Here is a 22575-nt window from a genome sequence, read left to right as displayed (position 1 = left end):
CCATCCGAAAACATTCTTGCCGCATTTGCGATAGAGGTTTTGCTTGCGGTGTTGTTTTTGTGGGTTGTCGGTGGAAATGCGAAGTCTGCAGCGCCGGCCTGAGACGGCTTTGTCCGCGAAGCAGATATTGGAGAGAGTTGCGACGAATGACCACTCTGCGGACAAAGCGGCCTTTGGTTCTCCAAACAAATCGGACATTTTTGGTTTTAGACTAGGCGGTTGTGTAGAGTGACAGGATTACTTGTCTTCTCTTTCGTAAGCACAATATCTCAATTGGCACCCTCATTGGATGCTGAGGAGGCCGCTACCAATCGAATTTCCATCATATCTTTAGGTCCAGGCGTGGCTTCCAAAAAGGGCGGAAGAGTTCAATCTTGGGGCATCGGTTCATCACGACTTTAAGGCCCGCCGCTTCGGCGAGTTGCGCTGCTTTGTCGTCGTACACACCGATTTGACCCCAAAGAACTTTTGCCCCGATTGCGATAGCCTTCTCGGCAAAGGCATATAACTCTTCCTTCGGGCGGAAAACGTCTACCATATCAACATGTTTGTCGATCTCTTCCAGTGAGTGGTAGACCTTGAGCCCTCTAATTTCCGAAACATTCGGGTTAGGATTCACCGGTAGAATATCATAGCCGATTTCACTCAGCTGTCGCAGAACGCCATAACTGAATTTTGTTTTGTCCGCGCTAGCCCCCACCATTGCAATGGTTTTGACCGACTGCAGGATGTCGGCGAGGTATTTGGGGTCGTAATCGTAGATGCGGTCGATATCTGCTTCGGGCATCGGTTAACCTTCCTTCGGCGTCGCAATGTCAGCCTTGAGTTCGTGGGGTTTGAGAGGGTCGAGAAACGGATTGCGGTACAGCTTGTCATGGCTCTCGACCCCGATCTCAAGCGTGATGTCGGATGTCGGACGTGCCACGCAAAGGATCACATAGCCGTTCGCGATTTGCCGATTATTCAGCGCAACCTGTCGGCGTTGATCAATCGCGCCAGTCTTTAGTTTTGCCGCGCAGGTAATGCAGCCGCCATACTTGCACCCAAAAGGCAAGTCGACGCCCTGTTCTCTCAGCGTTTCCAGAAGTGGACGCCGCGCATCCACACAGTATTGCGCGCCATCTCTGTTCGCGATCGTCACGGTATACATAGTCATAGCCAGATGTCGCTTGTGCAATCACCGCCCGGATACCGGCTCTCGTGACAGCGCGATGGACCATTCGGTTCTTTGCCAAAGTCCACAATGAAATCCTCGTTGATCTTCATACCACCGTTTTCAGGGTCGCAATCGATCATCACCATAACCCCGCCCTTTTCGCGGATCTCGGGATAGAACTGGTTATCCCAAGTCGAGAACAGCGAGGTCGTGACATAAAGCCTTCGTCCGTCGAGAGAGAGCTGGAACATTTGCGGACCACCCGCGACCTCGACCCCGTTAACGATCGGAGCTTTACCCAAAAGGCCCCCCATAAACACTTGGCCGGTCAACTTGGGATTATGCGGGTCGGTGATGTCATACTGGCGCATATCTCCATGCAACCAATTGTTCAGGTACAAGTATTTGTCGTCCATCGAGATCAGTATCGCCGACATAACCCCCGGCAACGGGATCGGCCATTCGGGGTGCATCTCGTTTTCCACGTCGATGATCTTTTCCCACCGCCACTTATTAGCGTCGTCTTGCCACCAATGGATCACATTGGTCGAAAGAGCTGCGCCACAGAACCCATGCGTGCTGTCGGGGTCATGGTGGAACTTGACTTCCAGTGGCAACAGCCCGTCTTCACCCAGATAGAAGCTTTCGACCGGTTCGCGCTTTTCGAAATCCCAAAAATGCAGCTCGCGCCCATATTTCAGATGGCCCACTTCTTCCAGATCGAAGCCCGGCATGAAGGTATTGGGCGCAGCCCATTCGGAACTGACCATCACGTTGTGGCGTGGTTGGTACCAGAAGTCATAGCCGAATTTGATATCGCCCATCGAGGTTTCCCAGCGACCGACGATGTTGAACTCTTTGTCGAGATGCAGATAGCCTCCAGGAGCCTCACCCTTGGCATTTCCAAGGAAGGAAATGATGATTTCCGAGCCCAAACAATGCACCGTATGCGGGCCCGATAAATCTGCCTTGGCCTTGATTTCGGCCCCGTCGATGACCTTATGCAACCGCGGCGCACGCGGGTCAGTGGCTGTATCAACGATATGAAGGTTGTTAGAGCGTACGCCCGGCAGGATCAGGTATTTGCGGGACATCGAGCCGTCGTCGTGACAGGACGAACAGGCGTTCCACCCCATGTGGTGAAGCTCGTCCCCAATCCCCGGCATTTCCAGCCTATGGATTACCTGAGAATAGGTCGAGCTGTCAGGGTCGACATCCACTGTAGCAAGATAATCAGGTTTCTGGATCCCTGTCCCGGTGTAGATGGCGATCGTGTAGAGTAGCTTTTCTCGGGGGGCTTTGATGGCTTCTTGCGGACTCTTGAAGCCCGGTCCACAGCATTGTCCATCCATCGTATGCTCCTCCCTTGATTCCCTAAATTGTATCGTATATCGAAAACTTAGTTATCATAAAGTGAGAAAAATGCATCTCGAACGATTAACGCTGATTTTGGAAATCGTGGGTCAAAAAGGACGTGCGTCCGTAGCGGATATCTGTGCCCAGTCCGATATACCTAAACCGACGGCCTACAGGCTGGTTCAAGACCTTGTTTTGTCCGGCCTCCTTGAATCACCAACCCGCGGTGAGTTCGCGATTGGGATTAGGCTAAAGCGTATCACGTTGAGCGATCACTCTGATCCCGCACTTTTGCAAGTGATTGCGCCTGTCCTCTCTGGCGCCGCTAATGACTATGGCGCTGCGTTTTTCTTGTCTCGGCTACGGGGCCATTGGGTTGAGATTATTCATGTGGAGACACCGCAGACGGGCGTGTCTTTTCTTCATCCAGGTATGGGCAAACGACCAATGCACGCGTGCTCTTGCGCCAAGGCAATCGCCGCCGTGTCGCCTGAGTTGCTGTCTCAAGACCGATTGGATGGGCAACTTAAGCGGTACACAGATCGCACGATTACAGACCCTAAGGATCTGGCCGCGGAACTCGATGTCATTCGAGCCAAAGGGTATGCCGTATGTGTTGAAGAGCTCGAGCGCGGGATCAGTTCTGTCGCAACAACGCTGACCAAGACAGGTGTTGGTGCGACGCTTTCAATCGGCGCTACGGCGTCTCTTCGGGTGTTTACACCTTCGAAGCGAGAAAAGATTGGCCATACACTTACCACAATGTCACACGAACTTGCACGCGCGCTAGGATGGGGTGAAGCAGATAAAGAAAGGATACCCGCTTAGGTTCGTGGGTATCGCAGTGCTGTAGGTTAACGCCATCCAGCAGGACAGGTGTATTTTGCGACCTTCGCCGCTTTTAGGTCAATGAGGGAGACAAATATGGACGATGCAATGTTTGGTGGGTTCTTCGTGATCAACGTAAAACCTGAGTATCGGCAGCCATTTTTGGACGCCAGCATCTTCCAAGCGCAAAATGTTGTCAGTGAAGAACCCGATGTTTTCCAGTTTCATATTATGGTGGATGAGACAAACCCAAATCGTTTCTATTTCTACGAAGTGTTCAGAAACGAAGCCGCGGTCCAAGATCATTGGGAATCTGAAACCTTCAATAACTGGTTGAACACTGTCCGAAAGATGCTGGATGGTGAGATCGAACTTGTTGCCAGGATGCGCTCGCTTTTTCCGACGCCAAAAGGTTTCGAGGCGCAAAAAGCAAGCCTGCTACTATGGTAAAATTGACCGACGTTTGAGATTTTCGTCCGTGCGAGAACATTACGGGTTTTGGTGCTGGTCCGCTTTGGACTCGATGCGATCATGCGATGATATTTCGAGAGCGTCTTCGATGCGCTCGAAGCTGACACCCGACAGATTTGACTGAACAGCTGCCAGCCTATTTTGGGGAAAAAGGGACTTTCGTATGAACAGATGGATTTATTTTGGGTTCGCGTTGCTGGTTTCAGCGTGCAGCCCACCTACACAGGCTCCATTGGTAACTGATGCGAACGGTCAGACTGCCATTCAAATCAACACAAGCGGACTTACATGTTACGAGTCGACCTGTTTGGAGATCACAAGGGGCAGCGTTCGTGCGATCGGACACAAGAGAGCGCGCATACCAAAAGGTATCGATGTCATCAGCGGAACCGTCACCCCCGACGAGTTCAAGCGGATGCGCCAATCAGCGATGTTGGCGGGCGGACCCGGTTCTGGCAATCGGTAAAGGAAGGAGAGGTCGCGATATGTTCAACGATGATGTCCAGGCACGATGCCCAGAATGAGGGTCGCTGGATACGGTGGTTACGGGTGAGAAGGCTGCCTGCAATGCATGTGGGTACGAGGAGCCTTTTCTGTTCGATGAGGCGGTGCGCGACGGAGCGCATGAGGTTGTGGCCAACGCGCAGAAAATGGCACGGGCGAGAGACGTTCTGCAGCGATGGGATTTTGCAGGGTAAATGGGTGGCTGAGGAGGCCAGAAATCCAGAAGAGTGAAAACGCGCTGTGCGGACCCCTCAGGGACGAAACGAGGGCCGCGCCTGTCACGAGATGAAAAAATCCATTAACCCCTCTTTGAATGGGCGTAGTAGGGGTTACTCCGCTGCGACTTGCTCGGTAGGGCTCAAACGCTTCATTCTGTGCGGGCTGCGCTGTAATCCTCGTCTGAGACATGCTCCATCCAATCCGCAGTCTTGCCCTCGACAGAGGTCTGCATTGCCAGATGGGTCATCGCACAGTCTGGCGACGCGCCGTGCCAATGCCGCTCTCCTGGCGCGAACCACGCCGTATCGCCAGGGCGCAACACCTGCACTGGCTGTCCCTCAGACCCAGCCAGGCCGAAGCCCGACAAAACATGCAACGTTTGACCGGCAGGGTGCGTGTGCCAAGCTGTCCGTGCGCCGGGTTCAAAAGTCACCGTAAGAATCTTGACCGGCGAGGGATCATTCCCTGTCACAACGGGATCAAAGCGAACCGTACCGGTGAAATACTCATTGCCGGGAAATTGAGAGGGCCGGTCCCCGGCGCGGTGAATCTCCACGATGTGCTCCTTCGATGCGCTTCTCTCAGCGACTTAGCAGAGTTCCGATTTCAAACCCAGAGGCGCGCCGGGTCGACGCGGCCATCAGAGCGCCATTGTCGAATGCCCAGAATACGACTGGAACCGGTCATCGGTCTGAACAGGACCTACGGCCGAGTTGCGGACAGAGCGGACGTTCGCTGCTCAGCTATCAATGTCCGTTTCACCTATTCCTGCAAAAGCAAGTCGACTGCGTCCTGTCGACCGTTCAAGCGTGGGTTCTTGCTTTCGTTGGATCGTAGATTGGCATGGCCACAACCTTAGCAGTGGTGACGATGCCATCACACACGACCCTCAAGGAAACCCCTGTTTCGGCCGATGGCTTCACATGAGCGAGCGCTAAGGACTTACCAAGCCGATGGGAGTAGCAGGGCGAGTTGATCAGGCCGACCTCTTGCCCATCCAATGTCAGGGCCTCACCACCTGCGACCATGTCAGAATGCGCGATGTCCAAACATACATTGCTGATTGCCTCCTTGCCACGCGCGGCCAAAACCGCCTCTTTGCCGCGAAAATCACCCTTTGTCGTGCTGACAGTGAAGCCAAGGCCGACTTCCCAGGGTGTGTTGTCCTCGGTCATGTCGTATCCGTAGAACAGCAGGCCGGCCTCGATCCGGACCTTGTCCAACGCGGTGAAAGAGCACGGGACCACGCCTGCCGCGACCAGTTTATCCCATATGTCTTCAATCACCGATGCATTCGCGAAGATCTCATAGCCACGCTCTCCGGAATACCCGGTGCGCGAGATCCGGCAGGGATAACCAAACAGTGCTGCGGGTGCGTGCTCGAAATAAGCGAGGTTTGAAAGGCTGATGTCGCAATGGGCGTCCAGAATTTCCAGAGCCTTGGGGCCCTGGACGGACAGATCGTGCAGATCATCAGTGAATTCGATCTGAACATCGCGCCCCTCGGCCGAGGCTTCCAGAAGAGCCATGGTGTCGCCCGACCCGTGCACGATCATCCATTCATCGCCGCCGTTGTTTGAGACGATGGCGTCATCGGCGATCCCACCTGTGTCCGTCAGCACGCAGAGATACGCTGCCTTGCCGGGCGTGATTTTTGAGATGTCACGTGTCGTCAAATGATCAAGAGTTGCTGCGGCATCCGGCCCGCGGACAAACATCTTTTTCAAGGGTGACATATCAAACATTCCGGCGGCTTCCCGCACCGCATCGTGTTCGTCATTAGGGTCTGTGTTATAAGTCCAGGCCGTGCCCATCCCGTTCCAGTCTTCAAGACTCGATCCCAGGGCGGTATGGCGCGCGGCCAAAGCGGATGTGCGACTGAGTTTTTCGTTCATTCAAGGTCTCCAGTGGGTTTCGCCGACGTGGTTGTTGCTCATCAGTACCACTCGTCTTTCATTGCGGTTTTGCGTTCGGTGACAAAGTCCGACAGCGCCGTTTTGATGCTGTCTTCCAGCGCGGGTGGCTCATAGGCCGAAAGCATCGTTTTCCACTGCGCCGTCGCGCGTTGATCTGCCCGCAGGCTACCGTTTTCGCTCCATGTCTCAAACGGTCCGCCTTCCGGGATGTCTGGTTGGAAGTTGGCGGTGGCAAAATGGCGAAGCGTATGGGCCGTCGACAGGAAATTCTCGCCCGGGCCGGTCTCAAGATAGGCATCCCGGCCAAAGGCTTCTTCGGTCGCTTCAAATCCTTGCAGCAAAGTCATCATCGCGCCGCAGTGGTCGAGATCCATGATGAATTTCTCATAGGACATCACCAACCCACCTTCGAGCCAGCCCGCCGCGTGCCAGACCTGATGCGCACCCGATAGCAGCGTGGCCCACATCGCGCCGACGCTGTCCTGCATCGCCTGCCCATCTGCGGCGTTCGACGCGGATATGTGGCCCCCGCCGGACCGCACAGGAACCCCCAACCGGTGACCCAGCTGAGACAGCACCATAGTGGCAAGGTTTGCTTCGGGCGATCCAAAGGTCAGCGCGCCAGACTTCAGGTTCATGGTGGAATGGAAACTGCCGAAAACAACGGGGCAACCCGGTTTCACCAACTGAGCCAAGGCGATGCCGACCATGCCTTCGGCCAGAGTCTGCGCGGCCACGGCAGCAGGTGACAACGGCCCCATGGCGCCGGAAAAAATCGCCGGGGAGACACAGACGCACTGCCCCGCCTCGGCATAGACTCGTAGTGCCCCCGACATTGTGTCGTCGTAGATCAGAGGTGAATTGACGTTGATATTGCCTTGAATGACAGCGTTCTGATACATGAACTCAGGACCAAACACCAATCGCGCCATGGTAATGCTGTCGCGCGCGCGATCCGGAGATGTCACGCCACCCATAAACGGCTTGTCCGACAGCGTCAGATGCGAAAACACCATATCCAAATACCGCTTGTTCACTGGCACATCGGTGGGTTCCACGACCGTACCACCCGAATGGTGCAGCCAATGGGTCGCATAGGTCAGTTTGACGAAATTCTGAAAGTCTTCGAGTGTCGCATAGCGGCGTCCCCGATCCAGATCGCTTACGAAAGGGGATCCGTAGCCCGGCATCAGGACGACATGATCGCCGCCAAGCTGAACATTCTTTTCAGGATTGCGAGCATAGAGAGTAAATTGCTCAGGAGCCGTAGAACACAAGGACCGTGCATGCCCCGGCTCAAACGTCACCCGCTGACCGTCAACGCGGGCCCCGGCCTCTCGAAAGAAGTCCAATGCCACGTCGTCGCCCCGAAACTCGATACCGATCCTGTCCAGAATCCAGTCGGCCTGCGCCTCGATGGCCAAAAGGGCGGCATCATCAAGCACCTGATACGCAGGGATATTGCGTCTGGTGTAAGACGCAACCGGTGCAGACGCCCCGAGACGCGCCATGCGTCCACGCCCACGCCTTGCGGCACTGCGCAGCTTTGGCTGAATGTTTGTGTCTAAATTTTCCAACCCAAGTGCCTGTTCCAGTCAAGATTTCCCGAAGGATAACGTTATTAAATTGAGATGAGGATCGAATTTTTTAACACAAAATGTTCAAAATATTTATACAAGATGCAATGACCACGCGCTTTCAAAGACACGATTCTTTGCGCCTTTTCCTAGAAATTGTGCGCTATCCAAGCCTGTCTGCCGCAGCAGACGCCCTGAATATGACCAAGGGGGCTTTGAGCTATCAGATCAAAGTGCTGGAGGAAGAATTGCAAACGCAACTACTGCACCGCCAGCCCCGGGGAATCGCGCTGACCAGGCAAGGCAGACTTCTGCTTGAAACCTGCCAACCACTGTTTTCGGCTCTGGAGGCCGGGTTGCGGGATATTGCCCAAGCCAATGACCAGGAATTGACGGTTGGCCTTTCTAGCTATTTTGCAGCCAGATGGCTGTCGCCACGCTTGATGAGCTTCATGGAGGAATTCCCGAACGTGCGGCTCAGGTTGCAGCCAATGACCCAACTCTTCGATTTGGAGAACCAGGGGGTCGATGTTGCAATCCGCTGGGGTAATGGCCAATGGAACGACGCCAAGGTCGAGCAGTTTCTGAGCATGCCGGCCTGGGCCGTTGGAAATCGCGACGCCCTTGCCAAGGTCGAAGCCTTAGGCCTGGATCAGGCAATCGCAGAGCTCACACTGCTGCGCGATCATGACGACAGCGATGCCTGGAGCGATTGGATCAAAGCGGCTGGATTACCTGCAATCCAGCGGCGCGACACGCTGATCATACCGGATCCAAACGTGCGCGTGCAGGCTGTTAAAAATGGGCAAGGCATCGCATTGATGGACGCGCTTGTTGCCGACGAGATCAAACACGGCAGCCTGGTTCGATTGTCTGAGTCCGAGCTTTCGGACTATGGCTATTTCCTCGTTGAACCCTTCGCAGACCGAGGCAGCCGCCCGGTACGGTGTTTTAGTGACTGGCTGAAAGGTGAGGTGCCGCAGCAACGTGGTGAACAAGCTGCGTGTTAGTCCTCATATCGGTAAAACTCTGGCTGAACGTTTCGACATGAACGTCGGCGATGTGTAGGAGGGCGATGCGCAGTAATAACTCGTTGAGGTGCGCCGAAGCAGACATTCGCCGCAATGCGGAACGATTGAAAGAATGGGCTCGACCAACCCAATGCACCCGCAGCGTTTCCCGAAGAACAAGCATTCGGACAACAGCCATTCAAACCAACAGTAAAATTCAGGTATCAGCGCGGTGCTGATGTCGGGGCTTGGCGGGAGGATTGGAGGGCCCAATATGCCAAGAGTCCAACTTCCCGCTGTCACTCCGAAACGAAGAGCCTGGAACAAGGGCCGGATCGTCGGCCAGAAAAGGTCGCTGTTGCCGAAACAAGTGTGGGCAATCCGCGCGCGGCTCGAAATGGCCAGGAATCTGCGTGACCTCCTGCTGTTCAACGTGGCGATTGATAGCAAGCTTCGCGGATGCGACTTGGTGAAAATGTCCGTCAGCGATTTGGTCAGAGATGACCGCGTTCGCGAGAGGGTGTCTGTGATCCAGAGTAAAACTCGGCGGCCCGTTCAGTTCGAGCTCTCTGAAAACATTCGCAAAACCATTGCTGAATGGATCAAGTCGGCGGAAATGAGCGGCTGCCGTTTCATGTTTCCCAGCCGGTTTCATGACCGCCTACATATCTCAACCCGCCAATATGGCCGACTTGTGCGAGATTGGGTTGCTGCGATTGGGTTGGAACCCAGCGGCTACGGCACCCATTCGCTGCGCCGGACCAAGGCGGCGGAGATTTACCGTAAAACCGGAAATCTCAAAGCGGTTCAACTGCTGCTCGGACACTCAAAGGTTGACAGCAGTGTCAGATATCTTGGTGTCGAACTTGAAGATGCGCTGAGCATTGCCGAGCAAATCGACATTTGAACCATGTTGGCGGGCGGCACTTGCCGTTCGCCAATCAAGACCAGACCTACGGTTGCCCCGCAGCAGTGGTTCGGTTCGAGCCCAAAGGCGACAACGACGAAGGGTGCAGCATCTGACAAAGTGGGCGAAAAGCGGACTTTCGCTGCAAGTGCATTAACAGAGGCTCAAGTAACGTAGGTAAGCCGACGCCATATTTCTGACCATCAGAAAATGAATAGTGTATCGAAGACCGATCCTGACTTGCGGCGAGTGTTAATGTGACTGCCAGGCCAGAGTGACATATTCAGCAATAGCTCCCCGACTGCCACTCTGCCAGATCGTCGTCATCCACGCGGTGAAGGCTTCGGAAAACTGTTTGCTTATGTTCGACGTACCATAATACTGGCGTTGGTTCAGCCAAAGTTCCGGATCGGCTTTGGACGCCAGTGCCGTCTTTTGAAGGTCTTCCCAATGCGGGTCGTTAGGGGCAATTTCGGAGCCGTCTTCACGAATGCCAGTACACATCCTGCACCAAAATGCTTCGGCCAATGCCAGCCCATGTATGGAAGACCCGGATACAACCGCATCGCGCAAAGATGGGAGCAAAAATACCGGATGTCGGGAAGATCCGTCAAATGCGACCCGGCGTGTTGTGTCGTGGACTGCACTGTTGGAAAATCGTTTCTTTACCAATTCAAGATATTCCTCCTCGGTCGTCCCGGGTACAGCGTGGACGTGAGGTAGTATTTCTTCCGCCTGAACTTTCTCAAAAAACGCCAGGATATCAGAGTCCAGCATGCAATCTGAAATCGTCGGGACACTCAGAATTTCTCCGACATTTGCGAGCAGTTGGTGCCCCCCGTTCAAAATCCGCAGTTTCATGATCTCGTAGCTGTGGACATCATGGGTGAGCGTGACACCCACTTGTTCCAAAGGGGGCCGCCCGGCACAGAAGTCATCTTCGATCACCCATTGGCGAAAATTCTCGTGCGAGACAGGAGCGCGGTCGTCGATGCCAAGCGCGAGGCTTTGCGAGACCACTTGGTCCGTCGTGGCGGGTACGATGCAATCCACCATCGAATTAGGAAACGTACCGTGTTCATCAATCCACTTGGCCAGATCAGGGTCGGACATGCGCGCCAAACCAACAATACAGTCGCGCAGGATCCTGCCATTGCCCTGAAGGTTGTCGCAGCTGAGCGCAGTAAAGGGCCTGAGGCCGTTCGCCCGGCGCTGCTTTAGCGCCGCTACAATGGCACCAAAAGCCGTGCGGGGCTGGTCCGGATTCCTCGCATCATGGCGAATATCTTCGTGATCCGTGTCGAAGGCCCCGGTGTTGGCATCCAGAAAATACCCGCCCTCGGTTACTGTCAGCGACACAATCCGGATGGATGGGTCAGACATCTTACGGATCAGGGCAGCGTTGGTGTCCTCAATCGGCAGGTAGTCGACCATCGGGCCGATCACCTCGGCAGATATTCCTTTCGGGTCGAGTTCGATCAAGGTGGTCAGGCAGTCCTGCTCAAGCAGACGCTCGCGCATCACGGCATCATAATTCCGTACACCAGCCCCGATGATCGCCCATTCATAGGCCAGACCCTGCTGCATCATCTGGTGGATGTACCAGGCCTGATGGGCACGGTGAAAATTGCCCAGCCCGATATGGACGATCCCCGGCGCCAAGTCCGAGCGCTCATACGCCGGAGTCCTGACGGTTGCCGGCAGGTCAGAAAGACCATCGCGCCGCAGCCGCGCCGGAGGGTTTGCCTTCGTCACAGGGTTCATCAGTTCATCCAGTTTCCGCCATCAACATTGTAGGTCTGGGCGACGATATACTTGGCCTCGTCCGAGGCTAGAAACACCGCCATACCGGTCAGGTCTTCGGCGCGCCCCATCCGGCCATAGGGGACGGCCGCCGCCACTTCGCTTTTCTTCTGTCCAAGGGGTTTGCCTTCGTGTTTTGCGAAGAACGCATCAACACCATCCCAGTGTTCGCCGTCCACTACACCCGGAGCTATGGCGTTCACGTTGATCCCGTGAGAGATCAGGTTCAGTCCGGCCGATTGGGTCAGGGAAATGATTGCCGCCTTGCTGGCGCAGTACACGGCGACCAAAGGCTCACCCCTGCGCCCAGCCTGTGATGCCATGTTGATGATCCGGCCTTTGGTCCCGTACTCGATCATGTGGCGCGCGACGGCCTGCATCGTGAACAGTGTGCCCGCGACGTTGATGTCGAAGACGCGGGTATAGTCGGCGCGCTCGATCTCAGCGATTGGGGCGGCTGTGAAGATGGCGGCATTGTTGATCAGAATGTCGATTGGGCCGAAATGTGCGGCTGTGCGTGCGACGGCCGCGTCTATGCTGCGTTGGCTGGTCACGTCCATATCGACGGCCAAGGCGGCCTCGCCGATTTCGTTCACGGCTTTTTGCGCCCGAGAGCCGTCTATGTCGGCGATTGCGACATGCGCGCCCTCGGCAACATAAGCCTTGGCAAAGGCCAACCCTATGCCACGCGCAGCCCCGGTGATCAGGGCGGTTTTTTCTGCCAGCCGTATCATTCGATCCGCAGCCCCTGTGCGTCAAACCGGTGAATGACATCGACGCGTGGAGTCAGATGGATGCGGTCCCCGTGGCGAAACCCGACCTCACCATCCGCACGGACGGTGATTGTCTCGGCCAGACCGGTTTCGTGGACGTGGAAAAAGGTGTCCGAGCCAAGGTGTTCGGAGACACTGACGATACCTGACCATTCGCCTTCGGTTTCCGAAACTGCAATATGCTCTGGCCGGATTCCGATGGTTTGCGCGCCGTGTTTTGCCGCTTCCGGGCCTTCGATAAAATTCATCTTGGGTGAACCGATGAAACCTGCAACGAACAGGTTGCGTGGGGTGCGATAGAGTTCCAGCGGGCTGCCGACCTGTTCAATCACACCGGCCTGAAGCACCACGATCTTATCGGCCATGGTCATCGCCTCGACCTGATCGTGGGTCACGTAGATCATGGTCGTCGCCAGACGTTCGTGCAATTCGCTGATCTCCAGCCGCATGCCGACACGTAGCGCGGCGTCGAGGTTCGACAGCGGTTCATCAAACAGAAACGCCGCCGGCTCGCGGACAATGGCACGGCCAATGGCAACGCGCTGACGCTGACCGCCTGAGAGCTGGCCGGGGCGTCGATCCAGATAATCGGTCAGATTCAGAACGCTGGCCGCCCCTTCGACGCGCTTGTCGATCTCGACCTGATCCAGCTTGGCCATGCGCAGCGGGAAGGCGATGTTCTTGCGCACTGTCATATGCGGGTACAACGCGTAAGACTGGAACACCATCGCCAAACCCCGCTTGGCAGGTGGAACATCGGTGGCGTCCGATCCGTCAATGTCGATGGAGCCACTGGTGATATCCTCGAGCCCCGCGATCAGGCGCAGCAGAGTGGACTTGCCGCAGCCCGAGGGGCCGACGAAGACGGTGAATTCGCCGTCTTCGATGGTCAGGTCCAATGGGGGAATGACCTGTACGTCGCCGAAGCTTTTGGTCACGGACTTGAGTTGAATGCGTCCCATACGGAAGGCTCCTTATTTCACAGCGCCGAAGGTCAGGCCGCGGACGAGTTGTTTCTGGCTGAACCAGCCAAGGATCAGGATCGGTGCAATCGCCATGGTCGAGGCCGCGCTGAGCTTGGCAAAGAACAGGCCTTCCGGGCTGGAATAGCTGGCGATGAAGGCAGTAAGCGGGGCCGCGTCAACCGCTGTCAGGTTGAGGGTCCAGAACGCCTCGTTCCACGCAAGGATGAAGTTCAAAAGCACGGTCGAGGCGATGCCAGGAATGGCCATCGGCGTCAGGACATAGAGGATTTCCTCTTTCAAGCTCGCCCCGTCCATCCGCGCAGCTTCAAGGATCTCTCCGGGGATTTCGCGGAAATAGGTGTAGAGCATCCAGACGATGATCGGCAGGTTGATCAGCATAAGGACCACGACCAGCCCTCCGCGCGTGTCCAGCAGACCCAGACGGATGAACACCAAGTAGATCGGGTAGAGAACACCAACCGCAGGCAGCATCTTGGTGGACAACATCCACAGCAGGATGTCTTTGGTGCGTTTCGAGGGCACGAAGGCCATCGCCCATGCGGCGGGCACTGCGATGATCACACCCAGTATGGTCGACCCACCCGCGATGATGACCGAATTCCACAGGAACCGCATATAGTCCGAGCGCTCCTGCACGATGGCATAGTTCTCGAGCGTCCAGTTGAAGTTCAGGAACAGCGGCGGGCTGGCAATGGCCTGCGCCTCGGTCTTGAAGCTGGTCAGGATGGTCCAGAGGATCGGGAAGAAGATCAGCAAACCGATGACCCATGCGAGGGCAGTATTCAGCGTTTTGCGGCGGGGTGTGACGGAGCGGGTCATGGGTCTTATCTCCTCACGCGTCCAGGTTTTTGCCGACGATGCGCATCAGGAAGATCGCAACGATGTTGGCAAGAATGATTGCATAAACACCTCCGGCTGATCCGAGGCCAACGTTCTGGCTTTCCAGCACGCGCTGGAAGATCAGGTAGGTGAGGGTTCGGGTGCCGAATGCACCGCCGGTGGTCACGAAGATTTCTGCGAAGATCGACAACAGGAAGATCGTCTGGATCAGGATTACGATGGTAATCGCGCGGCTCAGATGAGGCAGGATGATGTGATAGAACCGCTTCAACACCGGGGCACCGTCCATTTCGGCCGCTTCCAGCTGTTCGCTGTCCAGCGATTGAATTGCAGTCAGCAGGATCAGCGTTGCGAACGGAAGCCACTGCCAAGAGACGATCATGATGATCGATGTCATGGACGCCTCTGACAGCCACGAGATCGGCTCGGCCCCGAAAAAGCGCCACAGATGGGCCAGCAGCCCGTTCACCGGGTCCATGAACATGTTCTTCCAGACCAGCGCTGAAACGGTCGGCATGACAAAAAACGGCGCGATCACAAGGATACGAACAACGCCTTGTCCCCACATTGGTTGGTCCAGCAGCATCGCCAACAGAATTCCCAACATTACCGTGATGACCAACACGCCACCCACGATCATCAGGGTTGCCTGAACAGCTGGCCAGAACGAACTTGATGAGACAAATCGGACATAGTTGTCGAACCCGACCCAGCCCAGATCACCGCCGCGCAGCGGAAGATATTTTTTGAAGGAAAAATATAGCGTCATCGTCAGAGGCACGAGCATCCAGCCAAGCAGCAGGACCACTGCGGGTGCCATCATCAGGCGGGCAACTGATCGGGAATGTTGAGTAGCCATTAGGCAAACCCTCTCTGTTCAGGCGTAACTCAGCCTGCGAGAAAAACGCGAATTGTGGAAGGGTTGAACGGGGGGCAGACCTCTGCCCGCCCGTTTGGGAGGATGCCTCAGTAACCGGCGGCTTCCATTTCTTCGGCTGTGAAAGCTTGCGCTTTGGCAAGTGCCTCCTCAACCGTTTGCTGTCCGGCATATACCGCCGAGAACTCCTGGCTCACCTGTGTGGCGATGCCTGCGAATTCCGGGATTGCGGCAAACTGGATGCCAACATACGGGACGGGTTTCACCGTTGGGCTGTTCGGATCAGCTGACAGGATTGAGTCCAGTGTCATCTTGGCGAACGGAACCTTTTGGTATTCCGGATTCTCGTACAGAGACGTACGTGCACCCGGGGGAACGTTTGCCCATCCTTCGCTTTCGGCGACTAGCTCAATGTAATCCTTTGAGGTGGCCCATTCGATGAATTGCTTGGCAGCGTCTTCTTGCTGTGTACCGGCAGGAATAGCCAGTGCCCAGGCCCAAAGCCAGTTGGACCGTTTGCCCAATCCGGTGTCAGGTGCCAGCGCAAACCCTACGTGATCCGCGACCGTGGAGTCGTCCGGGTTGGTCACGAAAGACGCTGCAACTGTCGCGTCGATCCACATGCCGCATTTGCCCTGCTGGAACAGCGACAGGTTTTCGTTAAACCCATTGGTGGCATAGCCGGCAGGACCGGATTCGTTCATCATTTCAACGTAGAAATTCAGTGTATCTGCCCACTCGGGCTGATCGAACTGAGGCTTCCATTCTTCGTCGAACCAGCGGGCACCGAATGAATTGGACATCGCAGTGATAAAGGCTCCACCTTCACCCCAACCGGCTTTGCCGCGAAGGCAGATGCCGTTGATCTCGGCGTCGCGGTCGGTCATCGCGGCGGCGGCCTCTTTGATGAACTGCCAGGACGGCGCCTCAGGCATTTCCATGCCCGCCTTTTCCATGAGGTCAGTGCGGTACATGATCATCGAGCTTTCACCATAGAACGGCGCCGCGAAAAGCGTTCCGTCATGGCTCAAGCCACCTGCCATCGCGGGCAGAATGTCACCAACGTCATATTCTTCGGACAGGCCATCCAGCGGTACCAGCCAGCCATTCGCGCCCCAGATCGGCGTCTCATACATGCCGATTGTCATGATGTCGAACGTACCGCCCTTGGTCGTGATGTCGGTAGTTACGCGCTGACGCAGCACGTTTTCTTCCAACGTCACCCATTCGACGTCAATGCCGGTCGCCTCGGTGAATTTATCGGTATAGCCCTGCATCCGGATCATGTCGCCGTTGTTCACGGTCGCTATTGTTAAGGTGTCCGCATGAGCTGCTGCCGTCGCGACGAGTGTCATTGCAGTCGCCGCACGAAGTGCGTTTCTCAAATACATCCCTGTCCTCCCTGAGCTTGGATGTCGTACAGAGAACCTAATGTGAAAGTTGTCGCGGCGTCAATGAAAACTTTACGCGCGTTAAATTTTGGGACTACGCAGAATCCCTCAAAACCAGTCTGGCAGGGAACAACGTTTCCGACCGCGTTTCAAATTTCCCTCCACTTTCAATGAGTTCGAACAGAGTTTCAACGCTACGCCCGGCAACGTTGTCATAGTCATGCGCAGCCGTGGTCAGAGAGGGGCACGTAAATTTTGCGAAGGGATGATCGTCATTTGAAGCCAGACGCAGCGCGCAATCGTCCCGTCGACCGACCCGAATCCCTTGTTCGTAACAGGCCGCCAGAAAGCCGATTGCCAGCCGGTCATTGCTGCACAGGACCGAGTTTGTTCGCAGCTCATTTTCCGCCAGAACTTTCAGCGCGCCCTTGTGACCGATCTCTTCAAACGCCCAGCCCTTACCGTCGACTTTGATGATATGAGGCTCGAACCCGAGACGCTCCATGACTTCAACATAGGCTTTTCGGCGTTTGTTCGCGTTCGGGTTTGCAGGCGTACGCATTTCGAAAAAAGATGGGGGCTCGCCCGTCCGGGTCATATATTCCACAGTTTGTGAAACAAAGCTGAAATTGTCTGATCCGATAAACGCGGCGCCCAGACCATCAAGGTTACTATCGAATAAAACCGTCGGAACTGTTGCGCAGAATTTCTCGATAGCAGACCGATCTGAAACCCGCCCCAACGGAGCCAACAAAACTCCGGCCGGCTTCATGGATTGCAGCCCGTCCAGAATTTCGTTTTCCAGCTTTTGCTCACCATGCGAACTGAACAACGAAGGCCGATAACCAGCTGCGATACAGCTTTGCTCAAGATACCGGGCGATCTCGGCAAAGAAAGGGTCAGCCAGATAGGGTACGACAATACCGATATTCTTGGTCAACTTCCGGTTCTGATTCACAGCATAGATGTTCGGGCGGTAGTCAAATCGTTCTAACGCCGCTTCTATGCGAGCTCTTGTCGTCGGACGAACACTGTCGGGGTCGTGGAAGTACTTGGACACCGTGGGCCGCGAGATCCCACTGAGAGCTGCGAACTCTTCCATATTCTTTATTTTGGTCATGCCAGTCTGCCTACGGATCATAGCCGCCTTGATCTTATCATCGTTTTACATATTCTTTGCGCGCGCAAAAAAATCAATAGCCAGGCATGGGTCGGGCAAGGGGATCGAATGTATCTCGGGATCGATATCGGAACGTCAGCGGTTAAGCTTGTCTGTGCGGACACCGATCGAATTCTTGCGTCGTCTTCCGTCGGACTCCAGACCTCCTCGCCGCAGCCCGGCTGGTCAGAGCAACACCCGGAGCTATGGTGGCAGGCGACGCGTGATGCACTGACTCACCTTGCCGGGCAAATCGCGCTCTCGGAGGTCAAAGCCATCGGGTTGTCCGGCCAGATGCACGGCGCTGTTTTGCTGGACTGCGACCTGCACCCGATCCGTTCAGCAATCCTGTGGAATGACAGCAGGGCAGTACAGGAATGTGAGGAACTGCGCGCGGCCCAGCCGGAGGTTGGCCATATTGCCGGCGTCCTTCCCTTGCCGGGCTTTACCGCGCCCAAAATTGCTTGGTTGAAAAAAAATGAGCCTGCCAACTATGCACAGCTTTCCCATATTCTGCTGCCAAAAGACTATGTCGGGTTGCGCCTGCATGGAGAATTGGCAACCGACGCGTCCGATGCCGCCGGAACATTATGGCTGGATCAGGCGTCGCGCAACTGGCATGCCGGAATTGCCGAGGCTTCTGACGTGGCACGCGATTGGCTGCCGCAGATTTTCGACGGCCACAGTGTCGTTGGCACTGTGACGGCACAGGCTGCAGCTGAGACGGGATTGAGGCCTGCTGTGCCCGTCGTGGCCGGAGGAGGGGACGCGGCAACCGGCGCGGTGTCTTTGGGTGCCACCGAACTGGGGCGAGGCTTCATTTCTTTAGGAACGTCCGGTCAGTTGTTCGTGGCGGACCGGGCTTACAAACCCAATCCCGAACGTTATGTACATGCTTTTGCACACACTTTGCCCGACCGTTGGTATCAAATGGCAGCGATGCTGAATGGCGCAAGGCCGATTTCATGGATTGGCGGTCAACTGGGACTGTCCGCAGCCGAAGTTGTTGCACTTGCCGAAACGGTCAGCGGTGATCGCGTTCCAATTTTCCTGCCGTATCTGACTGGTGAGCGCAGCCCGCTTGGCGATCCTCATATTCGCGCCTGTTTCTTCGGTCTTGAGGATGCGACGACACGCGCGGACATCTGCCGTTCTGTATTGGAGGCCATTGCGTTTTGCTTTGCCGATGCGGCACAGAGTTTCGGCGACACGATCAACGGCTTGCCGGAACTGGCTGCTATCGGAGGGGGCAGCAGATCAGATCTTTTGCTGGGTATGATCGCATCGGTTACCGGAAAACCCATTGTTCGCTCAGAGGACGCGGATTCCGGTCCGGCCTGCGGCGCGGCCCGATTGGCAGCCTGTGGCGACGGCGCATTGAGCATGACGGATCTCGCGCTTCGGCCGCCGGCTGTCAATATATTTGAACCGTCTGACCCATCTGCAATGTCCGAGCGATTATTGCGGTTTCGCAGGCTTTACTCTGCGGTCAAAGCGGTCGATTAGTTGTCTTCGCGTTGAATGCAGACATCGGCCAACGAGAAGCTAAGACCTGCTTTGTCTGCGATCTGTAAATTTGGCGGTCCTCAAAATTTGCGCTGGCAGCGAATGTCAGCAATGTGGACTTTGCTGCCGTTGGTCAATTGCATTCAAAAAGCTACTCTCGGTACCTAAGCGGAACTTCGGCAATTCTAACGGGCCTAAGAAAACGACCTACGTTTGGGCCAGAAAATGCTTCAGTTACAGGTCTCCCTGTGCCTCCCGCCACCGATCACGCCCGATACTTGGCAAATTCATTCCAAACCAATTCAACCGCGGCAGACGTGTTCTGCGACTTGCGCGCTGCGCAAATGTTCCATGTAAGGTTCTGTTTCATCGACACGGGTTTTGCGGTCTTTGCACGGATCAGCTCTGCGAATGTGTCCGGCATCCCTCCAACGATAAATTCAGGCTCTGCCAGCAGTCCAGTCAGGAGGTTGTAGTCGTCGCATTCGATATGCGGCTGCGCATCGACCTTTTTGACCGCCTCGGCGCCGCCACCAAGCGCTTTTGTCAAAGCGGCTCTCCAATGTTTGTGGAGATGGGGTGACGCAAAGGGAAAATCGAAGATGCCTGCCATAGTTTGCGGGCCGAGCTGATGAATCTCATGATCTCGATGAGCAACGAACTGAATGGGTTGCTTCTCCATCACAATGATCTCAACATCTTCGGCTTCAGGTGTGTAGGTCAGATCACCGAGGAACAAGTCGAATTCCCCTTCCTGCAACAAATCTAGCGGGCGCGCGTAGGCACTCACCAGAATTCGGAAGCGCAAATCAGGCATTGTTCTTCGGACGGCTCCCAAGACGGGCAGGATCAGGGTCCTCGTGGTGAGCGGTCCGCAACCGATCAGCAAAGTGCCCGGCCCGGTTTCGCGCAATCCAGAAACACGGGTCGCATAGCGGTCTAGGTCTTCACGCAAAGCCTGGGCGATTGGCAAGAACTCCTGCCCCGCGCGTGTCAACGTGCTGCTGTTGCGGCTGCGATGGAACAAAACAAGTCCCGTGTGATCCTCAGCCTGCACGACATAGCGGGACAACGACGCGTTGGAGACACCCATCGCACGAGCGGCGTTTTGGAAACTGCCGGTTTCAGCCAATGCGAGAAAGGCAGTCAAAGCGTTTTCGTTCATCATACTGTCTGATTGTTTCAGGTTTTGTGTTTTAGTTTTCACAATATGAAATCATGGTAAAGCTCTGTTGCGACAAGAAACTCTCAATCGCTATCCCTGATGGACCCTTCGATATTCCCACCATCGATATCATCTTCCACGTCCACAGAGGTAACAATGTTCATTCTTCGATCCATTGCGGTTTCCGCCACGCTGGCCACAGCTTCGGTCTGTGCCCTGCCAGTTTTGGCCGAAACCGACCAACCCAATATTCTTGTCATCATGGCCGATGATGTTGGTTGGGCCAGCCTTGGCAGCTATCATCAGGGTGTGAAGAGCATCAAAACCCCCAATCTTGATCAACTGGCTGCCGACGGTATGCGTTTGACGGATTACTATGCTCAGCCAAGCTGCACTGCTGGGCGATCCGCATTTATCACCGGACAATTACCGGTTCGAACCGGAATGCACACAGTCGGCCTGCCCGGAGATCCTGAAAAGGGTCTGAATGAAAATGACCCGACGCTGGCCAATATGCTAAAGTCTCTGGGCTATACCACTGGGCAGTTCGGCAAGAACCACCTGGGCGATATGAACAAATTCCTGCCGACGGTGAAGGGTTTTGATGAATATTGGGGCTGGCTCTATCATCTAAACGCGATGGAATACACATCCGACCCGGACTGGCCAAAAGATCAGAAATTCAACGACACGTTTGGCCCTCGGAGCATCATTCACGCTTATGCCACGGATACAGTCGATGAAACTGTGGACCCACGCTGGGGTCTGGTTGGCAAGCAACGCATCATCGACGATGGCCCGGCCCCGCCCGAACGCCAAAAGACGCTGGACGACGAGGTGACGGCCCATACGCTGGACTTCATCAACCGCGCAGTCGACAACGATACGCCGTTCTTTGTCTGGATGGCACCGGCGCGCGCGCATGTCTGGACCCATCTGAGCCCCAAATACGAAGCCATGCTGGGCGAAGGGCGCGGTTTGCAGGACGTCGTGATGAAAGAGCTAGACGACAACGTGGGCAAAGTCATGGCGCGGTTGGACGAACTGGGCGTCTCAGACAACACGATTGTTGTCTTTACGTCTGACAACGGCCCCGAAACCATGACTTGGCCGGACGGTGGAACAACACCATTCCATGGCGAAAAGGGCACGACATGGGAAGGCGGTTTCCGCGTCCCGGCCATCATTCGCTGGCCCGGAAAAGTCCCGGCCGGAACCGTGAGTAACGGTATTTTTGCCGGTCTTGACTGGATGCCCACCCTTGTTGCCGCCGCCGGAGGGCCGGGCGATCTGCCGGACTCCTTGCTGCAAGGCTATGAAGGCTATCAAGTGCATCTCGATGGATATAACCAACTGTCTTTCCTGACCGGTGAGGGCGAGAACAGCCGGGACGAGATCATCTACTACGAAGGACCGGACCTGCAAGCTGTACGCCATGGTGACTGGAAAGCACATTTCACGATCCAATCCGAAGGCTGGGCTGGCCCCAAGGAGGAACTGAACGCACCCCTGCTGTTCAACCTGCGTCGCGATCCTTACGAAAAAGCGGCCGAGGAATCCGGGATGTACACCCGCTGGATGGGCAACAAGATGTGGGCATTTGGGCCGGCGGCCAAAATCGTTCAAAACCACCTTTCTACGTTCAAGGACTATCCTCCACGGGGTTCGGACGTCACCAACCAAGGTCACGTTGAAGAACAAATCTCGACCGAAGGCGGGATGTCACAGTAGAAATCAATTCGCGGGAGGCACCAATCCTTGCCTCCCGATCCTAACAAGAACTCGCGAGAAACATCTGCTGACGAAGGTCCGCTTATGCACCAGATTGTCATTTGGACCCAGCGCAGCATTGGTAAGTTTGGGCTCAGAGCCGTCATTCGAGAGATCGGCTTGGGCCGTGGTTTCTCCCTATGTATACGTCTACGGGCAACGCAGTTTTACTTGGCTGACAGTGCTGACAGTTCTGACGGTGACTTCGTAGCAAATTTGTCGTCAGGAGAGAGATTCGGCTTCTGCACTGGAAAGTACTGATACTTTTGCTGTGCTGTAATTTTCTATGTGGTGTAGCACCGTTGTAGCACCGGGCGTTGGTGCAAAGCAAAGGGCCTCGCGCGATGCGAGGCTAAGTGCT

Annotated in this window: 20 protein-coding genes; 6 read left to right on the top strand and 14 right to left on the bottom strand. The window is 55.5% G+C overall.

Annotated elements, in window-relative coordinates:
• Positions 1 to 322 precede the first annotated feature (322 nt).
• The 3 genes from RUE5091_RS22040 to RUE5091_RS22030 are packed head-to-tail and all read right to left on the bottom strand — an operon-like array spanning position 323 to position 2508.
• Positions 323 to 787: a CoA-binding protein gene (locus tag RUE5091_RS22040; RefSeq protein WP_058284103.1), complete on the bottom strand. Its 465-nt coding sequence runs from the start codon at positions 785 to 787 to the stop codon at positions 323 to 325.
• A 3-nt stretch (positions 788 to 790) separates the two neighbouring features.
• Positions 791 to 1156 (bottom strand): 2Fe-2S iron-sulfur cluster-binding protein, encoded by a 366-nt coding sequence (locus RUE5091_RS22035; RefSeq protein ID WP_170377340.1) that lies wholly within the window; start codon positions 1154 to 1156, stop codon positions 791 to 793.
• Complete coding sequence (locus RUE5091_RS22030) at positions 1153 to 2508, bottom strand: selenium-binding family protein (RefSeq protein ID WP_058284101.1); 1356 nt, start codon at positions 2506 to 2508, stop codon at positions 1153 to 1155. Before RUE5091_RS22030 ends, RUE5091_RS22035 begins: the two co-directional genes overlap by 4 nt.
• A gap of 70 nt (positions 2509 to 2578) precedes the next feature.
• Here RUE5091_RS22030 and RUE5091_RS22025 point away from each other — a divergent pair, with 70 nt between their 5' ends.
• On the top strand, positions 2579 to 3340 hold the full coding sequence (locus RUE5091_RS22025) for an IclR family transcriptional regulator (protein ID WP_058284105.1): 762 nt from the start codon (positions 2579 to 2581) through the stop codon (positions 3338 to 3340).
• A 96-nt stretch (positions 3341 to 3436) separates the two neighbouring features.
• Positions 3437 to 3790, top strand: coding sequence for a putative quinol monooxygenase (locus RUE5091_RS22020; protein WP_058284100.1), 354 nt, complete (start codon positions 3437 to 3439; stop codon positions 3788 to 3790).
• 892 nt (positions 3791 to 4682) lie between these two features.
• On the opposite strand, the gene RUE5091_RS22010 is transcribed toward RUE5091_RS22020, so the two are convergent.
• From RUE5091_RS22010 to RUE5091_RS22000, 3 genes are all read right to left on the bottom strand, one after another.
• Positions 4683 to 5090, bottom strand: coding sequence for a (R)-mandelonitrile lyase (locus RUE5091_RS22010; protein WP_058284098.1), 408 nt, complete (start codon positions 5088 to 5090; stop codon positions 4683 to 4685).
• Positions 5091 to 5337: 247 nt separating this feature from the next.
• Entirely contained in the window at positions 5338 to 6429 is a 1092-nt protein-coding gene (locus RUE5091_RS22005; protein WP_058284097.1) for an aminomethyl transferase family protein, read from the bottom strand.
• Positions 6430 to 6470: 41 nt separating this feature from the next.
• A complete protein-coding gene (locus RUE5091_RS22000) occupies positions 6471 to 8027 on the bottom strand; it encodes a trimethylamine methyltransferase family protein (protein ID WP_279385393.1) in 1557 nt (518 codons plus the stop codon).
• Between the two features lie 137 nt (positions 8028 to 8164).
• Between RUE5091_RS22000 and RUE5091_RS21995 the strand changes: the two genes are divergently transcribed.
• Together RUE5091_RS21995 and RUE5091_RS21990 are read left to right on the top strand one after the other, a co-directional pair.
• The gene (locus tag RUE5091_RS21995; protein WP_165590826.1) at positions 8165 to 9037 is read left to right on the top strand and encodes a LysR substrate-binding domain-containing protein; all 873 of its coding nucleotides are present in this window, start codon (positions 8165 to 8167) and stop codon (positions 9035 to 9037) included.
• Between the two features lie 274 nt (positions 9038 to 9311).
• A complete protein-coding gene (locus RUE5091_RS21990; RefSeq protein WP_058284094.1) occupies positions 9312 to 9944 on the top strand; it encodes a tyrosine-type recombinase/integrase in 633 nt (210 codons plus the stop codon).
• 252 nt (positions 9945 to 10196) lie between these two features.
• Here the strand turns inward: RUE5091_RS21990 and RUE5091_RS21985 are convergent, their stop codons facing one another.
• The 7 genes from RUE5091_RS21985 to RUE5091_RS21955 form a co-directional block, all read right to left on the bottom strand.
• Positions 10197 to 11708, bottom strand: a complete 1512-nt coding sequence (locus RUE5091_RS21985; protein WP_058284093.1) for a mannitol dehydrogenase family protein — start codon at positions 11706 to 11708, stop codon at positions 10197 to 10199.
• Positions 11708 to 12481, bottom strand: coding sequence for an L-iditol 2-dehydrogenase (locus RUE5091_RS21980; RefSeq protein WP_058284092.1), 774 nt, complete (start codon positions 12479 to 12481; stop codon positions 11708 to 11710). Before RUE5091_RS21980 ends, RUE5091_RS21985 begins: the two co-directional genes overlap by 1 nt.
• Positions 12478 to 13482, bottom strand: coding sequence for an ABC transporter ATP-binding protein (locus RUE5091_RS21975; protein ID WP_058284091.1), 1005 nt, complete (start codon positions 13480 to 13482; stop codon positions 12478 to 12480). The genes RUE5091_RS21980 and RUE5091_RS21975 overlap by 4 nt, the downstream gene beginning before the upstream one ends.
• 12 nt (positions 13483 to 13494) lie before the next feature.
• Positions 13495 to 14325, bottom strand: a complete 831-nt coding sequence (locus RUE5091_RS21970; RefSeq protein WP_058284090.1) for a carbohydrate ABC transporter permease — start codon at positions 14323 to 14325, stop codon at positions 13495 to 13497.
• A 13-nt stretch (positions 14326 to 14338) separates the two neighbouring features.
• On the bottom strand, positions 14339 to 15205 hold the full coding sequence (locus tag RUE5091_RS21965) for a carbohydrate ABC transporter permease (protein ID WP_058284089.1): 867 nt from the start codon (positions 15203 to 15205) through the stop codon (positions 14339 to 14341).
• Between the two features lie 107 nt (positions 15206 to 15312).
• Positions 15313 to 16614 (bottom strand): ABC transporter substrate-binding protein, encoded by a 1302-nt coding sequence (locus RUE5091_RS21960; protein ID WP_058284088.1) that lies wholly within the window; start codon positions 16612 to 16614, stop codon positions 15313 to 15315.
• 94 nt (positions 16615 to 16708) lie between these two features.
• Complete coding sequence (locus RUE5091_RS21955) at positions 16709 to 17734, bottom strand: LacI family DNA-binding transcriptional regulator (protein WP_058284104.1); 1026 nt, start codon at positions 17732 to 17734, stop codon at positions 16709 to 16711.
• A 108-nt stretch (positions 17735 to 17842) separates the two neighbouring features.
• On the opposite strand from RUE5091_RS21955, the gene xylB reads away from it, so the two are divergent.
• A complete protein-coding gene (xylB, locus tag RUE5091_RS21950) occupies positions 17843 to 19279 on the top strand; it encodes a xylulokinase (RefSeq protein ID WP_058284087.1) in 1437 nt (478 codons plus the stop codon).
• A 265-nt stretch (positions 19280 to 19544) separates the two neighbouring features.
• Here the strand turns inward: xylB and RUE5091_RS21945 are convergent, their stop codons facing one another.
• Positions 19545 to 20444 carry a LysR family transcriptional regulator gene (locus tag RUE5091_RS21945; RefSeq protein WP_165590825.1) on the bottom strand — a complete coding sequence of 300 codons (900 nt, stop codon included), beginning with the start codon at positions 20442 to 20444 and terminating at the stop codon, positions 19545 to 19547.
• A gap of 156 nt (positions 20445 to 20600) precedes the next feature.
• On the opposite strand from RUE5091_RS21945, the gene RUE5091_RS21940 reads away from it, so the two are divergent.
• On the top strand, positions 20601 to 22175 hold the full coding sequence (locus tag RUE5091_RS21940; RefSeq protein ID WP_058284085.1) for an arylsulfatase: 1575 nt from the start codon (positions 20601 to 20603) through the stop codon (positions 22173 to 22175).
• The last annotated feature ends 400 nt before the right edge of the window (positions 22176 to 22575 follow it).

Origin of the sequence: Ruegeria denitrificans (genome assembly GCF_001458295.1) — a bacterium.
GTDB lineage: Bacteria > Pseudomonadota > Alphaproteobacteria > Rhodobacterales > Rhodobacteraceae > Ruegeria > Ruegeria denitrificans.
The sequence above is the reverse complement of the archived record's forward strand: the minus strand, read 5'-3'. Positions and strand labels throughout refer to the sequence as shown.

What these genes read in the sequence shown, in the direction of transcription:
- RUE5091_RS22025 (WP_058284105.1), top strand. Translation starts at nt 2,579, where the DNA reads ATGCATCTCGAACGATTAACGCTGATTTTGGAAATCGTGGGTCAAAAA.
- RUE5091_RS21985 (WP_058284093.1), bottom strand. Translation starts at nt 11,708, where the DNA reads ATGAACCCTGTGACGAAGGCAAACCCTCCGGCGCGGCTGCGGCGCGAT.
- RUE5091_RS21980 (WP_058284092.1), bottom strand. Translation starts at nt 12,481, where the DNA reads ATGATACGGCTGGCAGAAAAAACCGCCCTGATCACCGGGGCTGCGCGT.
- RUE5091_RS21945 (WP_165590825.1), bottom strand. Translation starts at nt 20,444, where the DNA reads ATGAACGAAAACGCTTTGACTGCCTTTCTCGCATTGGCTGAAACCGGC.
- RUE5091_RS21965 (WP_058284089.1), bottom strand. Translation starts at nt 15,205, where the DNA reads ATGGCTACTCAACATTCCCGATCAGTTGCCCGCCTGATGATGGCACCC.
- RUE5091_RS21960 (WP_058284088.1), bottom strand. Translation starts at nt 16,614, where the DNA reads ATGTATTTGAGAAACGCACTTCGTGCGGCGACTGCAATGACACTCGTC.
- RUE5091_RS22040 (WP_058284103.1), bottom strand. Translation starts at nt 787, where the DNA reads ATGCCCGAAGCAGATATCGACCGCATCTACGATTACGACCCCAAATAC.
- RUE5091_RS22005 (WP_058284097.1), bottom strand. Translation starts at nt 6,429, where the DNA reads ATGAACGAAAAACTCAGTCGCACATCCGCTTTGGCCGCGCGCCATACC.
- RUE5091_RS21990 (WP_058284094.1), top strand. Translation starts at nt 9,312, where the DNA reads ATGCCAAGAGTCCAACTTCCCGCTGTCACTCCGAAACGAAGAGCCTGG.
- RUE5091_RS21955 (WP_058284104.1), bottom strand. Translation starts at nt 17,734, where the DNA reads ATGACCAAAATAAAGAATATGGAAGAGTTCGCAGCTCTCAGTGGGATC.
- xylB (WP_058284087.1), top strand. Translation starts at nt 17,843, where the DNA reads ATGTATCTCGGGATCGATATCGGAACGTCAGCGGTTAAGCTTGTCTGT.
- RUE5091_RS22035 (WP_170377340.1), bottom strand. Translation starts at nt 1,156, where the DNA reads ATGACTATGTATACCGTGACGATCGCGAACAGAGATGGCGCGCAATAC.
- RUE5091_RS22030 (WP_058284101.1), bottom strand. Translation starts at nt 2,508, where the DNA reads ATGGATGGACAATGCTGTGGACCGGGCTTCAAGAGTCCGCAAGAAGCC.
- RUE5091_RS21975 (WP_058284091.1), bottom strand. Translation starts at nt 13,482, where the DNA reads ATGGGACGCATTCAACTCAAGTCCGTGACCAAAAGCTTCGGCGACGTA.
- RUE5091_RS22020 (WP_058284100.1), top strand. Translation starts at nt 3,437, where the DNA reads ATGGACGATGCAATGTTTGGTGGGTTCTTCGTGATCAACGTAAAACCT.
- RUE5091_RS21940 (WP_058284085.1), top strand. Translation starts at nt 20,601, where the DNA reads ATGTTCATTCTTCGATCCATTGCGGTTTCCGCCACGCTGGCCACAGCT.
- RUE5091_RS21970 (WP_058284090.1), bottom strand. Translation starts at nt 14,325, where the DNA reads ATGACCCGCTCCGTCACACCCCGCCGCAAAACGCTGAATACTGCCCTC.